The sequence below is a fragment of the Streptomyces sp. NPDC051105 genome (assembly GCF_040682795.1).
Classification (GTDB): Bacteria; Actinomycetota; Actinomycetes; order Streptomycetales; family Streptomycetaceae; genus Streptomyces.
Genome location: NZ_JBFBBR010000009.1, coordinates 336672 through 351864 on the forward strand (window position 1 = coordinate 336672; position 15193 = coordinate 351864).

Here is a 15193-nt window from a genome sequence, read left to right on the forward strand (position 1 = left end):
GCCGGTCCCGGCGGTGCGGCCGCCGCTCCCACCGGCCGGCCGTCCCCGCCCCGGCACCCCGCCCGCGGAGGTCCGGCCAACCGTCCCCCCACTAGCTGACGGTTCGTCAGATCGGCGCTACCGTGAGCGCCATGGACACCCATGACGGCACCTTTCCGCTGATCATCTCCGTCGACGACCACACCGTGGAGCCGCCGGACGTCTGGCAGTCCCGCCTCCCGAAGAAGTACCTGGACACCGGGCCGCGCATAGTCCGCGCCCCGCTCCGGGAGATGAGCTTCCTCGGCGGCCGGTTCAAGCCCGTCATGGGCAGGCCCGGGGAGGACGGCCCCACCGGCGACTGGTGGATCTACGAGGACCTGCACCGCCCCCTCACCCGCCTCGACACCGCGGTCGGCTACAGCCGGGACGAGATCAGGCTGGAGGTGATCACCTACGAGCAGATGCGGGCCGGATCGTACGACGTCCCGCAGCGGCTCGCCGACATGGACGTCAACCACGTCCAGTCCGCGCTCTGTTTCCCGACCTTCCCGCGCTTCTGCGGGCAGACCTTCACCGAGGCCAAGGACCGTGAACTGGCCCTGCTCTGCGTCCAGGCCTACAACGACTGGATGGTGGAGGAGTGGTGCGGCCCGCCGGCCCAGGGCCGTCAGATACCCCTCGCCCTCATCCCGCTGTGGGACGCCGGACTGGCCGCCGCCGAGGTCCGCCGCAACGCGGCCCGCGGTGTCCGGGCCGTCGCCTTCTCCGAGATACCCCCGCATCTCGGGCTGCCCTCCGTCCACACCGACGCCTGGGACCCCTTCCTCGCCGCCTGCGACGAGACCGGCACGGTCGTCGCCATGCACATCGGCTCCAGCAGCAAGATGCCCTCCACCTCCGCCGACGCCCCGCCGGCCGTCGGCTCCACGATCACCTTCGCCAACTGCTGCTTCTCGATGGTCGACTGGCTGATGAGCGGCAAGTTCGAGCGCTTCCCGAACCTGAAGGTGATGTACGCGGAGGGCCAGATCGGCTGGATCCCCTACATCCTGGAACGCGCCGACGTCGTCTGGGAGGAGAACCGCGCCTGGGGCGGCGTCGCCGACAAGGTCACCCGCCCGCCCTCCGAACTCTTCGCCGAGCACGTCTACGGCTGCTTCTTCGACGACGCCTTCGGCCTGAGGAACCTGGACGCCATCGGCATCGGCAACGTCCTCTACGAGACCGACTACCCGCACTCCGACTCCACTTGGCCGAAGTCACGCGAGGTCGGCGAGGCCCAGATGGGCCACCTGGCCCCGGACGTGGTGGAGAGGATCGTGCGGGGGAACGCGATCGAGCTGCTGGGACTGACGGCCGACGGGCTGTGGGCGGGCTGATCCGGATGCGCCGGCCCCCGTCCGCGGGGGTGCGGTCACCGTCCCGCGCCCGCGTCCCGGGCGCGGAACGCGCCCCGGTCGGACCGCCCTCACCCGGTGACAGGCCCGGGACATGACCACGACGGCCCCGGGCCGATCGGTCGGAGCGGCGGACGATCCGCACCGGACGAGCACGTCCCCCACCCTTGTCTGACGGTACGTCAGGTACGACGATGGCTCCGGCAATCCGTGATGTGACGACCCATCAGATTCAGGAGGGTTCGTGTCCGTCCAAAGCCTGCCGGAGGGGCGTCCGGCCTACGGGATACAGCTCCCCGTCCAGTCCCGGTCCACGATCTACGCCGAGGGCTGGGAGGCCGGGGCCGGTGCCGCGGACCTGGTCGAGATCGCGCGGGCCGTCGACCGGGCCGGCTTCGCCTACCTCGCCGTCTGCGACCACGTGGCGATCCCGCACCGGCTGGCCGAGGCCATGAGCACGGTCTGGTACGACCCGGTGGCCACCCTCGCCCACCTGGCCGCCGTGACCGAACGGGTGCGGCTGCTCAGCCATGTCGCCGTCGTGGGCCTGCGCCACCCCCTCCTCTCCGCCAAGCAGTACGCGACCCTCGACCACCTCTCAGGCGGCCGGCTGATCCTCGGGGTCGGGGCGGGGCACGTGCGGGAGGAGTTCGAGGTGCTGGGGGTGGACTTCGAGCAGCGGGGCGCGGTGCTCGACGAGGCGATCGACGCGTTGCGCGCCGCGCTCGGGCCGGACGAATTCCCGTCCCACCACGGCAAGTTCTACGACTTCGAGGGGCTCGGGCAGCGGCCCCGGCCCGCGCAGGAGCGGGTGCCGGTGTGGGTCGGCGGGTCCTCGCCGGCCGCCGTGCGGCGGGCCGCGCTCAAGGGTGACGGCTGGCTGCCGCAGGGCGACCCGCGGGACCGGCTCCCGGCGCAGATCGCCCGCCTGCGGCGACTGCGCGAGGAGGCCGGCGTCGAGGAGCCGCTGACCGTCGGCGCGATCACCGAACCGCTGTACGTCGGCACTCCGGACTGGGCGGTGGGCCGCCGCACCCTCAGCGGCACCCCGGAGGCCATCGCCGAGTCGCTGCGGGCCTACGGCGCGATGGGCGTGCACCAGATCCAGGTGCGGTTCCGCAGCCGGAGCCGGGCCGAACTCATCGACCAGATCGCGGCGTTCGGGGCGGACGTCGCGCCCCGACTCACCTGAGGGAGTGGCATGGGCAAGCTGGACGGGCGGGTCGTCATCGTCACCGGGGCGGCGCGCGGACAGGGCGAGCAGGAGGCGCGGCTCTTCGTCGAGGAGGGCGCGAGCGTGGTCGTGGCGGACGTGCTGGACGACCTGGGTGAGGCGCTCGCCAAGGAGATCGGGGCCCGCTACGTCCACCTGGACGTGGGCGTGGAGGCGGAGTGGCAGGCCGCCGTCGCCGCCACGAAGCAGGCGTACGGCCGGCTCGACGGGCTGGTGAACAACGCGGGCATCCTGCGGTTCAACGCGCTCGTGGACACGCCCCTCGACGAGTTCATGCAGGTCGTGCAGGTCAACCAGGTCGGTTGCTTCCTGGGCGTGAAGACGGTGGCGCCGGAGCTGGCCGACGGCGGGACCATCGTCAACACCGCCTCCTACACCGCGCTCACCGGCATGGCGGCCGTCGGCACCTACGCCGCGACCAAGCACGCGGTGCTCGGGCTCACCCGGGTCGCCGCGCTGGAGCTGGCCGACCGGCGGATACGCGTCAACGCGATCTGCCCGGGCGCCATCGACACCGCGATGTCCAACCCGGCGCGGCTCGACCCCACCGCCGACCCGGAGGAGACGAGCCGGGCCCTGGACGAGCTGTACCGCAAGCTGGTGCCGCTGGGCCGGATCGGGCGGGCCGAGGAGGTGGCCCGGCTGGCGCTGTTCCTGACCTCGGACGACTCGTCGTACATCACCGGGCAGCCGTTCGTGATCGACGGGGGCTGGCTGGCCGGGGTCTCGGTAATCTGACGGCCCATCAGCTATTGACGGTGGCAGCGGCCGGTGCGACAGTCGGCCAACGAACGGTATCTGACGGTGTGTCAGGAACTATGGGACGGTGAACCGCCTTGGAATTCGGGCTCTTTGTACAGGGATACGTGGGCAAGCGCGCCGAGACCGACCCGCTGGCCGAGCACAAGGCACTGATGGAGGAGACCGAGTACGTCATCGAGGCGGACAAGTCCGGCTTCAAGTACGCCTGGGCCTCCGAGCACCACTTCCTGGACGAGTACTCGCACCTGTCGGCGAACGACGTCTTCCTCGGGTACCTCGCGCACGCGACCGAGCGCATCCACCTCGGGTCCGGCATCTTCAACCCCCTCGCCCAGGTCAACCACCCGGTGAAGGTCGCCGAGAAGGTCGCCATGCTCGACCACCTCACCGGCAACCGCTTCGAGTTCGGCAGCGGGCGGGGGGCCGGGTCGCACGAGATCCTCGGGTTCATCCCGGGCGTGACCGACATGAACTACACCAAGGAGATCTGGGAGGAGACCATCGCCGAGTTCCCCAAGATGTGGCTCCAGGACGAGTACGTCGGCTTCCAGGGCAAGCACTGGCAGCTGCCGCCGCGGAAGGTGCTGCCGAAGCCGTACGGCAAGTCCCACCCGGCGATGTGGTACGCGGCCGGTTCACCGCCGTCGTACGCCATGGCGGCGAAGAAGGGGCTGGGCGTGCTCGGCTTCAGCATCCAGAAGGTCTCCGACATGGAGTGGGTGCTCGAGCAGTACAAGACGGCGATCGTGAACGCCGAGCCGGTGGGTGACTTCGTCAACGACAACGTGATGGTGACGACGACGGCGATCTGTGCGCCGACCCACGACGAGGCGATCCGTATCGCGGCGTCCGGTGGGCTGCACTACCTCCCCTCGCTGGTGTTCCGGTACCACGACACGTTCCCGCGACCCGAGGGCTTCCCGATGTGGCCGGAGACGCTGCCGGAGTACACGCCGGAGTTCGTGGAGCTGCTCGTCGAGGAGGAGCTGCTGATCTGCGGCGATCCGGACGAGGTGCTGCGGCAGTGCAAGCGGTGGGAGCAGGCGGGGGCGGATCAGCTGAGCTTCGGGCTGCCGGTGGGGGTGCCGAAGGAGGAGACGCTGCAGACGATCAGGCTGATCGGGGAGCACGTGATTCCGAAGATCGATACGGATCCGGTGCACCGGACTTCGCGGTTCCGCGAGGCTGCCTGAGGTCGTACGGCGGCTGCGGGTGCGTGGGGACTGGTCGCGCAGTTCCCCGCGCCCCTTTAGGTAGGACAACGCCCCGCGGTTTCAAAGGGAGCCCCCATGCTTGATCACCTCATCAAGGGCGCGACCGTCGTGGACGGGACGGGCGCGCCCTCGTACACCGCCGACGTCGGCATACGCGACGGCCGGATCGCCGTCGTCGGAACCGTCACCGAGGAATCCCGCACCACCGAGGACGCCACCGGGCTGGTCCTCACCCCCGGGTTCGTCGACCCCCACACCCACTACGACGCGCAGCTCTTCTGGGACCCGTACGCGACCCCCTCCCTCAACCACGGGGTCACGACGGTCGCCGCCGGGAACTGCGGGTTCACCCTCGCCCCGCTGAAACCGGGGGACGCCGACTACACGCGCCGCATGATGTCCAAGGTCGAGGGGATGTCGCTGGTCGCGCTGGAGGAGGGGGCGCCCTGGAGCTGGCGTGGCTTCGGGGAGTATCTGGACGCGCTCGAGGGGCGGATCGCCGTCAACGCCGGGTTCATGGTCGGGCACTGCGCCCTGCGCCGGTACGTGATGGGGCCGGACGCGGTCGGCGGGCAGCCCAGCGAGGAGCAACTCGCGGAGATCGTACGGCTGCTGCACGAGGCCATGGACGCGGGCGCCTGGGGCTTCTCCACCACCCAGTCCTCCACCCACTCGGACGGCGACGGACAGCCGGTCGCCTCCCGGCACGCCCGCCCGGCGGAGCTGCTGGCCCTCTCGCGGGCCGTCGGGGAGCACGAGGGGACGCAGATCGAGGCGATCGTCGCCGGCTGCCTCGACCAGTTCAGCGACGCCGAGATCGAACTGTTCGCCGAGATGAGCGCGGCGGCCGGCCGGCCCCTGAACTGGAACGTGCTCACCGTCGACGCCGCCGTGCCGGAGCGGGTGCCCCGGCAGCTCCAGGCCAGCGAGCGGGCCCGGAAGGCGGGCGGCCGGGTCGTGGCGCTGACCATGCCGATCCTCACGCCGATGAACATGTCCCTGGGCACCTTCTGCGCGCTGAACCTGATCCCCGGCTGGGGCCCGATCCTCGGGCTGCCGGTACCCGAGCGGATCGAGAAGCTCCGGGACCCGGACGTACGCGCGGAGATGCTGGAGCGCGCCCACTCGAAGGAGGCCGGTGTCTTCCGGCGGCTGGCGAACTTCGGCCGGTACGTCATCGGCGACACCTACAGCGAGGCCAACGCCGGACTGTCGGGCCGGGTGGTCAAGGACATCGCGGAGGAGCGGGGGCAGGACCCGTTCCACTGCCTGGTCGAGATCTGCGCGGCCGACGGACTCCGTACGGTCCTGTGGCCCATGCCCACCGACAACGACCCCGCCTCCTGGGCGCTGCGCGCCGAGACCTGGCAGCACGAGGACGTGCTGCTGGGCGGATCCGACGCGGGAGCGCACCTGGACCGGATGTGCGGGGCGCCGTACACGACCCGGTTCCTCGGCGACTGTCTGCGCGGCCGCAAGCTGCTCGGCCTGGAACAGGCGGTGAAGATGCTGACCGACGATCCCGCCCGGCTCTTCGGGCTGCGGGAGCGGGGCCGGATCGCGGAGGGCTGGCATGCGGACCTCGTGCTCTTCGACCCGGAACGGATCGCCGCCGGCCAGGCCACCCTGGTGCACGACCTGCCGGGAGACAGTCCCCGCCTGGACGCGAAGGCGATCGGGGTGCGGGCGGTCTGGGTGAACGGGGTCGAGGCCATCCGCGACGACGTGGTCAGCGGCGCCGTGCCCGGGAAGGTGCTGCGCTCCGGGCGGGACACCAGGACGGTGAGCACCCGGTGAGCGACACGGCCGAAGGACAGCGGCTGTTCGTCGGAGGGCGCTGGATGGACCCCGACGGCGGGCACTACGCCGTCGTCGACCCGGCGACCGAGGGGACCGTCGGCTGGGCCCCCGAGGCCTCCCAGGAACAGGTCCTGGCCGCCTGCGCGGCCGCCCGGGAGGCCTTCGACGGCTGGTCGCGGACGCCGGCGGCGGAGCGGGCGGCGGTACTCGGCCGGGCCGCCGACATCATCCGGGGCCGGCTGAAGGAGTACGCCGACCTGGCCCGGGCGGAGACCGGCGCGACCACCGGGACCGCCCGGGCGATGCAGGTGGGGGTGGCCGCGGCCCGGTTCCGCCGCTACGCCACCGTCGAACCCTCCGAGTGGGCGATCCCCCCGCAGATCAACGAGGCCGGGCAGGGGGGCACCTCCCACGCCTCTCGGGCGGTGGGGGAGGGGAAGGCCGGGGTGATGGGCGCGCTGGCCGTGCGCCAGCCGGTGGGAGTGGTCAGCTGCATCACGTCGTACAACAACCCCTGGGCCAACCCGGCGGGCAAGGTCGCGCCGGCGCTGGCCATGGGCAACACGGTGGTGGTGAAACCGGCCCCGCAGGACCCGCTCTCCGTCTACCGCATGGCGGAGGCACTGGAGGCGGCGGGCGCCCCGCCGGGCGTGGTGAACGTCGTCTCCGGACGGTCGACCGGCGTCGGCGAGACCGCCGTGGCCTCGCCCGACGTCGACATGGTGAGCTTCACCGGGTCCACGGCCGTCGGGCAGCGCATCGCCGAGGTGTGCGGGCGGGACATGAAGAGGCAGCTGATGGAGCTGGGCGGGAAGGGCGCGGCGGTCGTCTTCGCGGACGCGGACGTCGGCTCGGCGGTGGCGGGCATCGGCACCACCTTCTCCTTCTACAGCGGGCAGATCTGCACGGCGCCCACGCGGGTGCTGGTGCAGCGACCGTTGTACGACCGGCTGGTGGAGCAACTCGCCGCCTACGCAGGCCGGTTGAAGGTGGGCGACCCGGCGGAACCGGACACGGTGGTCGGACCGCTGATCACGGCCGAACACCGGGCGCGGGTGGAGTCGTACGTCGAACTCGCGGGGAAGGAGGGCGCGACGGTGGTGACGGGCGGGGAACGACCGCCTCTGGAACGGGGGTTCTACCTCGGGCCCACGGTGCTCGCCGACTGCCGTAACGACATGCGCGCCGCCCGCGAGGAGATCTTCGGCCCGGTCGTCTCCGTCATCCCCTTCGACGAGGAGGAAGAGGGCATCGCCCTCGCCAACGACTCCGACTACGGCCTCATCGACTACGTCTGGTCGGGAGACGTGGCCCGTGCCTTCCGGGTGGCGCGGCGGCTTCGGGCGGGGGGCGTCGGCATCAACACCGTCGGGCGGAACATGGAGGCCCCCTTCGGCGGCTTCAAGAAGAGCGGGGTGGGCCGGGACGTCGGCTCCTACGCCCTGCACGCCTACAGCGAGGTGCAGGCGATCGTCTGGCCGGGGTGAGGGACCGCGTCGGCAACGGCCGCTGCTCCTGCCGTGTGGTCCGCGCGGCGGGGCGCGCCGGGAGGCGGTCGGCGTCCCGTAGAAAGGCGGGGCGGGTTGCCGACTGTGGGAGGACGTCTTGCCGAGTACTGATCCGATCCTGGTCACCGGGGCCGCCGGTGGTGTCGGAGGCGTGGGCGGGAGGGTCGTCACGGAACTGCGCCGGCACGGGTTGCCGGTCCGCGCCCTCGTCCACCACGACGACGACCGCGCCACCGCGCTGCGGGCCGTCGAGGGCGTCGAGGTGGTCGTCGGCGACCTCACGCGCGGCGCGGACGTGGTGGCCGCACTGGAGGGGTGCCGCAGGGCCTACTACGGGATGAGCCCGTCGCCCGCGTACCTGGAGGCCACGGCGACCGTGGCGGCGGCGGTCCTTGCGGGCGGGCGCCTCGAACTGCTGGTGCACATGTCACAGATGACCGTCTCCCAGATGACCCTCACCAGCAGCGCGGAGTCGCACCAGCAGCGGCTGCACTGGCTCTCCGAACACGTCATCAACTGGTCCGGGCTGCCGGTCGCCCACGTCCGGCCGACGGTGTTCATGGAGAACCCGCTCTTCGGCATGCTCGCCGTCGCCTCCGTGCGACGCGACGGCACCATCCGCCTCCCCTTCGGCACCGCACGCACCTCGCCCGTGGCCGCCCGCGACGTGGCCGCGGTGGTCGCCCGGCTGCTGCTCGACCCGTCACCACCGGTCGGCCGGGTCTACGAACTGACCGGCGCCGCCTCCCGCGACATGACCGCGATCGCCGCCGAGTTCTCCGAGGCGCTGGGGCGCACCGTGACGTACGTCGACGTGCCGTACGACGAATGGATCGAGCACGACCTCAAGCCGCTGGGCCTGACGCAGCACGTCTCCGACCACATCGCCACGATGGCCCGCCTGCACGGGGAGAACCGCTACGACCGGGCGACCGACGACGTGACGGAACTCCTGGGCCGCCCGCCGTCGGGTTTCGACAGCCTGCTCGACGCGATGCCGGGATTGCGGGCGGGGCAGGGGTAGCCGCCGGGGCGGCAGCGGAGCGGGTCGGGTCCGGCGGCCGGCACCCGGGCCCGCTCAGGCGTCCAGGTCCACACGCACCGTCAGCAGGTTCGTCCCGAGCAGCCGTACGGCCGCGCTGTTGCCCCGGGGCAGGGTGCGCAGCCGGGCCACCGGGTCGTCGTCGGGCATGAGGTGGGCCGTCCCCGCGTGCCACTTCCCGCCGATGCGTACCCGCACCCTCGGGTCGGCCTTGATGTTGCGGACGTACTGCGAGTGCTCGCCGAACTCCGACACCAGCCAGAAGGCCCCGCCGACCCGCCGGCCGCCCAGCGGCGTACGGCGGGGCAGCCCCGAGCTGCGCCCGGTGGTCTCCAGGAGGGTCTGGAAGGGGAGGAGCCGGGTCAGCGGGTTGGCGATGTGCCGCTGGAAGGCGGTGGTGGCGCGGAAACGGGTGTCGGTGGGGCGGGGCATGGTCCGTGCGACTCCTCATGGTTGCGGCCGTAGCTGCCTTTGCTTCCATGGTCCCCGAACCGCACGCGAGATGCTTCCGCATCGGGCGGGAAACCGCGCGGTCGCCGCTGCCGTCTCACATGCCGACACCCATCACCTCTTCTGTCGGGGGCACCCAGGGCGGTGGTCGGCCTGTTATGGATCACCGAGGACGCCGTGTACCTGGGGGCCGACCCCTGTCGCCGGCGGCATCTACCAGCCGGTCGAGTACGAACTCTCCCGCACCCTCCTGGCCCGACCCGCCGACGGCGGTACGACCGTCGCCGACCAGCTGGCATGGCGCCGGGACCGCCCGCCCGACGGCACCCCGCCCCGCGAGGAACGCGAGGCACTGCTGCGCAAGTGGGCCGACGGCTAGCTCACGGCTGTCAACGAGGCCTGTTCGCTTGCCCTTTGGGGTCCGGGAGGCGTCCCGCGCGGGCAGGGATCGGGCAATCGGCTCCGGAAGCGGCGGCGGATCCGTAGCATCCGGACATGACAAGGGGGACGGCCGGTTTCCGGTCTGTCGATGTCCGGCCGCTCCCCTCTTCCTTTCTCTGCCACGCACGAAATCCTTGGAGACCACTCCATGAAGCACGTCAAGAGAATCGCCCTGACCGCCACGGCCGTCGCCGCCGCGGCCGCCGCCACCCTGCTCGGCACGACGGCCGTCCAGGCCTCGTCCGCGAAGCCCGCCGCCCTCCCGGCGGTGCACGCCCCCGCCGCGCTCGCCGTGCCCGACGGCAACAAGCTGACCGGCGTCTACTCCGCGCACGGCGTACAGACCTACACCTGCACCGACGGCGCCTGGAAGCTCCTGGAGCCCGCCGCCACCCTCTCCGACAAGAGGGACCGCGCCCACCACCCGGTCGCCCTGCACTCCCGTGGCCCGGTCTGGGTCTCCACGGTCGACGGCAGCGCGGTCAACGCCTCGGCGCTCGTCACCTCCCCCAAGGAGGGCACCATCCCCGAGCTGCTCCTGAAGGCCACGGCCACCCGCGGCGCCGGGACGTTCGAGGGCGTCACCTACGTCCAGCGCCTGAACACGGAGGGCGGCGTCGCCCCGGCCGCCGCCTGCACCGGCACCGACCAGGTGTCGGTGCCGTACTCCGCGACGTACGCGTTCTACAAGGCCGCCAGCTGAACTAGTCGGTGAGATCGACCCGGATCCGTCAGGAGCTGCGTCCCCAGCGGCCTTCACGGCCGTGCTGTTGCCCTCGGGCAGGGTGCGCAGCCGGGCGACCGGGTCGTCGTCGGACAGCGGGTGGGCGGTGCCGTGATGCCACCGCCCACCGATCCGCACCCGCACGACATGGTTCCTCGGTTTTCTCTTCTGCCGCCCTTCGGCGCCGGCGTCCTCTTCGATGTCTCTCATGCTTTCCCGACGAGAGACGGTGGGTCCGTGCGGATCATGACCTGGAACCTGTGGTGGCGCTTCGGGCCCTGGGCGGAACGGCAGAAGGCGATCCTCGCCGTGCTGCGTGAGCTGCGGCCGGACGTGGTCGGCCTGCAGGAGGTGTGGGCGGCCGACGGCGAGAACCTTGCCGGGTGGCTCGCCGGTCAACTCGGTCTGCACTGGGCCTGGGCCGCCTCCCCGGCCTCCGAGCGCTGGCAGCGGCGGATCGGGGAGCCGGGCACCGAGATCGGCAACGCGGTGCTCAGCCGCTGGCCGGTGGTGGAGAGTGCGGTGCTGCACCTGCCGGCGCCACCGGAGCTCGACGACGGTCGCCTCGCTCTCTACGCCCGCCTCGCCGCCCCCGCCCACCACGTGCCCTTCTTCACCGTCCACCTGACCTCACAGCTGCACCTGTCGGCCGTGCGCAGCGAACAGGTCACCGCCCTCGCCGAGTTCGTCGCCGCCCACCGTGCGGGCACCGGCTTCCCGCCCGTCGTCACCGGTGACTTCAACGCCTGGCCGGACTCCGACGAGATCCGCCGGTTCGGTGGGGTCCGCACCGCACCTGCCGTACCGGGCCAGGTCTTCTTGGACGCCTGGGAGTACGCCGACCCGGCGGCCCCCTCCGCCACCTGGGACAACACCAACCCGTACGTCCCTGCGGGCCTCGGCCCCAGCGTCCGCCTCGACTACATCCACGTCGGCGCACCGGTCGGCCCCGGCGGCATCGGGACGATCAAGGGGGTGCGACGGGCCGGGGACGGGCCGGTCGACGGGGTGTGGCCGTCGGACCATGCGGCGGTCGTCGCGGATCTGGCGGACGGCGGCCGTGCGGGCTCACTGTCCGGCGTCTGACTTCAGCAGGCCGAGAAGGGCACCGAAGGCCTCGGCGCTGCCCCGTCACCAGGAGCTGATCATGAGCGCACAGCCCGAGCACGGCTGGGGGACGACGCCCTCCCGGAGATCCGGACCCTGGACGACCTGCGCAGCGCGCTCAGCCGCCACGGTTTCCCGGGCGACCGCGAGCGACTCGGCCGAGGCCATCACGGTCGTGCACACGCACGCCTCGGGCATGGGGGTGACCGTCGTGTACTACTTCCGTGATCCACGGGTCGTGGACTGATCCGGTTCCGGGGAGCCCCAACAGTGCGATGATCGGCCAGTGGGCACAGCCATCGAAACAGCGCTTTTCATCACCGCCTTCTTCTGCATCGCCGCGGGCATCACGGTCGCCACGTCGTTCCGGACGTTTCCCCGGTTGGCCGGCAAGGTGTCCAGGCCCCGGTTGTGGGGCGCCGGGTACGCCTTGTTCGGCGCCGTCGTCCTCTACCACGCGGTAGTCGAACTGGTGCATGTCGACCCGACGGTGGAACTGGTGATGACGGCCGTGACCACGGTGACGGTCTTTGTCAGCCTCGGGATGATGTGGTCCGCCCAGCGAGTCGGTCGCGGGATGCAGTCGCCCCGTACCGGGCCCGGTGCCACCGACTAGCGGGGCACGAATCGACCACCGCGGACCCCTTTCACGTTGCGTACCCCGACTACCCATCGCTGGGAGGCGCCTCCACGAAAGTCAGAGGGCTGGACGTGTGAGAGACACGTCCTCACCGCCCCAGGAAGATCGGGTTCGTCAGCGCCGCCAGGGCACCGGGTACCGGGCCCGCTGCCGTCTCGTGGCGCAACTCCGCGCGGACGTACGCCGCGTACTGCGGGGTCGTCTGCCACTCGACCACGCCCGAGCCGGTCACCGGGAGCGGGTCGCTGGTCAGCAGGACGCCCTCGTCGGTGATGAAGCGAACCGTGCAGCGGGGTACGCCGGAGGCCTCCAGGCGGACGGTCACCGGGGTGTCCGCGGCCACCTCCAGCCGGTCGCCGATCCCGGCCTGCTCGCCGCGCCCGCCCGTCGCCGTGAAGCTCACCTGCACGTTCTTCGACTCGGCGATGTACGAGCGGCCCGCGCGCAGGCCCTCCTGGATGGCCTCACGGCTCAGGTCGTCGGCGAGGACGACGGTCTGGGGCACGCCGACGGGGTCCGGGTCGCGGTGCGCGTCGCTGTTGCCCATCGCCGGCAGCCACTGCTTGTTGTCGCGCACCGAGGCGACCAGCGTGGCGTCCCAGGCGGACAGGGCCACCTCGTCGTCGGGGGTGTAGGGGCCGTTCCACACCTCGACGGCGTCCGCCTCGCCGAACCCGAACTTCCAGGCGCAGCCCACGCACGTGGCGTGCGGATGCGCCGGTACGACCAGACCGCCGGCCTTGTGGATCTGGCGGGCGAAGCGGCCGAAGCGGTTGTCGCGGGCCCGGTAGCGCCAGTCGACGAAGGTCCCGGGGTCGGTGCCGAGGGCGACGACATGGCCGTTGCGGGTGGTGATCTCCTCGCCGAGCATGATCAGCAGGTCGTCGCCGGCCTGGTCCGCCCAGTGCGCGTGCGAGGAGTGCGTGTTGTGGTCCGAGGAGTTGATGAAGTCCAGGCCGGCGGCACGGGCGAGGGCCGCGATCTCGGCGGGGGTGCGGCGGCCGTCGGAGTACCAGGAGTGCAGGTGGCAGTCACCCCGGTACCAGTCCCGGCCCCGGCCCTTGGCGCGGGAGGGCGGGTAGACCGGGCGGACGGGGGTGCCGGGCTCGCCGTACGTCAGCGTGATCGTCAGCTCGTAGGTCAGGCCCTGCGGGGCCACCGTGTACGGGCCGAGGGCGACATACCAGGTGCCGGCGTGCACCGGGCCGGGGAGGTAGCCGGGGGTCGCGTCGTCGGCGCGGACGAAGAACTCCGTGCGCGCCCCGCCCGACCAGCCCCGGAAGCCCTTGCCGCCCAGCTCGGTGCCGTGCTGGTCGAAGAGGCCGATGTCGAGCGCGTTGCCCGTGGTGCCGGCCGGGACGCTCGGCCGGTCGTAGGTGTAGGCGACCTTGATCTCCAGGACGCCGGCGGGGACCTCGACCGGTACGTACACGAAGTCCGGGCAGCCGGGCGGCAGCGTGCCGCGTACCGTCTTCGTCTCCTGAGTCCCCGGAGTCCCCGGAGTCCCCGGAGTCCCCGGAGTCCCCTGGCCCTGACCGTCCGCCGCTGCGAAGCTCACGCTTCCCAACGTAAGGGCTGCCGCCGCGCCCGTCACGAACAGCGCGCGCCTGCCGATGCCGTGCGTGTCCTCACACATGCCGGTGACTCTCCTCTCCCGACGTGAACTCCCATGGAAGGACAGGGAATCCACAGGCATCCGTATGTCACGTGCGTAGCCGTGTGGACAGAAGTGTGAAAGGTGGGGCGCGTGATGCCGACCAGTCGGTATGGACATATCGCGCCACCCCCGGTACAGATGCCCCATGCGTATAGCCGTCACGATCTTCCTCACCGACGAGACCATCACCCCCGTCCGGCTCGCCCGCGAGCTGGAGGCCCGCGGTTTCGCCGGGCTGTACCTGCCCGAGCACACGCACATCCCGGTCGAGCGGACCACCCCGTACCCGGCCGGCGGCGACCTGCCCCGCGAGTACGGCCGTACCCTCGACCCCTTCGTCGCCCTCGGCCAGGCCGCCGCCGTCACCGAACGCCTCGGCCTCGGCACCGGCATCACCCTGGTCGCCCAGCACGACCCGATCGACCTCGCCAAGCAGATCGCCACCCTCGATCACCTGTCCGGCGGGCGCTTCACGCTCGGCGTCGGCTTCGGCTGGAACGTCGAGGAGGCCGCGGACCACGGCGTGGCCTGGCGGACGCGGAGGGAACTTGGCCGGGATCGGATGGCGTTGATGCGGGCGCTGTGGACGGGCGAACCGACCGCCTACGAGGGGGAGTTCGGGAGCGTACGGGCGTCGTCCGCGTATCCCAAGCCCGTCCAGAAGCCGCGTGGACCGGTCGTCGGTCCGCGCACGCTGGTCGGCGGGGCGGCGGGGCCGAAGCTGTTCGCGCACATCGCGGAGTACGCCGACGGGTGGCTGCCGATCGGGGGGCGCGGGCTCACCGAGTCGCTGCCGGTCCTGCGGGGCGTGTGGGCGGACGCTGGGCGCGACCCGGCGGCGCTCCAGGTGGTGCCGTACGCCGTCTTCCCGAGCGCCGGAAAGGTCGCGCACTATGCCGAGCTGGGCATCGAGGAGGTCGTGGTGCAGTTGCCTCCGGCGGGGGAGGCCGAGGTGCTGGGGGTGCTGGACGTGTACGCGGAGTATCTGTAGGGGTATCCGTAGTCGTCTGCGGGTGGGTGGGGGGTGCTCGCGCAGTTCCCCGCGCCCCCAACGCGCAGTTCCCCGCGCCCCCAAATTGAAGGGGGCGCCGCAGCGGGCGCTTCTTTCAGGGGCGCCGGGCTGTATCGATGTGCGGCTACCGCCGCGTGGGCGCGACCAGCCACCACGCACCGGCGCGTGCTCAGGTACCGCACGCCCCCAGCCCCCACTGACCCGCCGAGCCCGAACGTATGCT

The 15193-nt window shown here is 71.8% G+C and carries 15 protein-coding genes and 1 pseudogene; 13 read left to right on the forward strand and 3 right to left on the reverse strand.

Translation table 11 applies throughout. The features are described from left to right. Nucleotides 1–131: 131 nt before the first annotated feature. The 7 genes from AB0N16_RS24035 to AB0N16_RS24065 all read left to right on the forward strand — a co-directional run bounded on the left by AB0N16_RS24035 (nucleotide 132) and on the right by AB0N16_RS24065 (nucleotide 8921). Entirely contained in the window at nucleotides 132–1361 is a 1230-nt protein-coding gene (locus AB0N16_RS24035; RefSeq protein ID WP_365799838.1) for an amidohydrolase family protein, read from the forward strand. A gap of 262 nt (nucleotides 1362–1623) precedes the next feature. After that, nucleotides 1624–2571, forward strand: coding sequence for an LLM class F420-dependent oxidoreductase (locus AB0N16_RS24040; RefSeq protein ID WP_365799840.1), 948 nt, complete (start codon nucleotides 1624–1626; stop codon nucleotides 2569–2571). Between the two features lie 9 nt (nucleotides 2572–2580). Further along, entirely contained in the window at nucleotides 2581–3351 is a 771-nt protein-coding gene (locus AB0N16_RS24045) for a glucose 1-dehydrogenase (RefSeq protein WP_365799842.1), read from the forward strand. 98 nt (nucleotides 3352–3449) lie between these two features. After that, nucleotides 3450–4568 carry an LLM class flavin-dependent oxidoreductase gene (locus AB0N16_RS24050; protein WP_365799844.1) on the forward strand — a complete coding sequence of 373 codons (1119 nt, stop codon included), beginning with the start codon at nucleotides 3450–3452 and terminating at the stop codon, nucleotides 4566–4568. Between the two features lie 96 nt (nucleotides 4569–4664). After that, a complete protein-coding gene (locus AB0N16_RS24055) occupies nucleotides 4665–6386 on the forward strand; it encodes a D-aminoacylase (protein WP_365799846.1) in 1722 nt (573 codons plus the stop codon). 44 nt (nucleotides 6387–6430) lie between these two features. Continuing rightward, nucleotides 6431–7876 carry an aldehyde dehydrogenase family protein gene (locus AB0N16_RS24060; RefSeq protein WP_365800029.1) on the forward strand — a complete coding sequence of 482 codons (1446 nt, stop codon included), beginning with the start codon at nucleotides 6431–6433 and terminating at the stop codon, nucleotides 7874–7876. 118 nt (nucleotides 7877–7994) lie between these two features. After that, nucleotides 7995–8921, forward strand: coding sequence for an NmrA family NAD(P)-binding protein (locus AB0N16_RS24065; RefSeq protein ID WP_365799848.1), 927 nt, complete (start codon nucleotides 7995–7997; stop codon nucleotides 8919–8921). A gap of 54 nt (nucleotides 8922–8975) precedes the next feature. On the opposite strand, the gene AB0N16_RS24070 is transcribed toward AB0N16_RS24065, so the two are convergent. Next, the gene (locus tag AB0N16_RS24070) at nucleotides 8976–9371 is read right to left on the reverse strand and encodes a nitroreductase family deazaflavin-dependent oxidoreductase (RefSeq protein ID WP_365799850.1); all 396 of its coding nucleotides are present in this window, start codon (nucleotides 9369–9371) and stop codon (nucleotides 8976–8978) included. 70 nt (nucleotides 9372–9441) lie between these two features. Between AB0N16_RS24070 and AB0N16_RS24075 the strand changes: the two genes are divergently transcribed. Further along, nucleotides 9442–9768 (forward strand): hypothetical protein, encoded by a 327-nt coding sequence (locus tag AB0N16_RS24075; protein ID WP_365799852.1) that lies wholly within the window; start codon nucleotides 9442–9444, stop codon nucleotides 9766–9768. Nucleotides 9769–9978: 210 nt separating this feature from the next. Continuing rightward, nucleotides 9979–10533, forward strand: a complete 555-nt coding sequence (locus AB0N16_RS24080) for a DUF3455 domain-containing protein (protein WP_365799854.1) — start codon at nucleotides 9979–9981, stop codon at nucleotides 10531–10533. Nucleotides 10534–10575: 42 nt separating this feature from the next. On the opposite strand, the pseudogene AB0N16_RS24085 reads toward AB0N16_RS24080, so the two are convergent. After that, nucleotides 10576–10698 (reverse strand): annotated as a pseudogene (locus tag AB0N16_RS24085) (nitroreductase/quinone reductase family protein); the annotation flags it as partial. Nucleotides 10699–10800: 102 nt separating this feature from the next. Here AB0N16_RS24085 and AB0N16_RS24090 point away from each other — a divergent pair. The 3 genes from AB0N16_RS24090 (at nucleotide 10801) to AB0N16_RS24100 (ending at nucleotide 12277) form a co-directional block, all read left to right on the forward strand. Then, nucleotides 10801–11640 (forward strand): endonuclease/exonuclease/phosphatase family protein, encoded by an 840-nt coding sequence (locus AB0N16_RS24090; protein ID WP_365800031.1) that lies wholly within the window; start codon nucleotides 10801–10803, stop codon nucleotides 11638–11640. Nucleotides 11641–11701: 61 nt separating this feature from the next. Then, nucleotides 11702–11908: a hypothetical protein gene (locus tag AB0N16_RS24095; protein ID WP_365799856.1), complete on the forward strand. Its 207-nt coding sequence runs from the start codon at nucleotides 11702–11704 to the stop codon at nucleotides 11906–11908. 39 nt (nucleotides 11909–11947) lie between these two features. Further along, nucleotides 11948–12277 carry a hypothetical protein gene (locus AB0N16_RS24100; protein WP_365799858.1) on the forward strand — a complete coding sequence of 110 codons (330 nt, stop codon included), beginning with the start codon at nucleotides 11948–11950 and terminating at the stop codon, nucleotides 12275–12277. 112 nt (nucleotides 12278–12389) lie between these two features. Here AB0N16_RS24100 and AB0N16_RS24105 read toward each other — a convergent pair whose 3' ends face one another. Continuing rightward, complete coding sequence (locus AB0N16_RS24105) at nucleotides 12390–13937, reverse strand: CehA/McbA family metallohydrolase (protein ID WP_365799860.1); 1548 nt, start codon at nucleotides 13935–13937, stop codon at nucleotides 12390–12392. Nucleotides 13938–14103: 166 nt separating this feature from the next. Between AB0N16_RS24105 and AB0N16_RS24110 the strand changes: the two genes are divergently transcribed. Beyond that, a complete protein-coding gene (locus AB0N16_RS24110; RefSeq protein WP_365799862.1) occupies nucleotides 14104–14949 on the forward strand; it encodes an LLM class F420-dependent oxidoreductase in 846 nt (281 codons plus the stop codon). Nucleotides 14950–15193 lie beyond the last annotated feature (244 nt).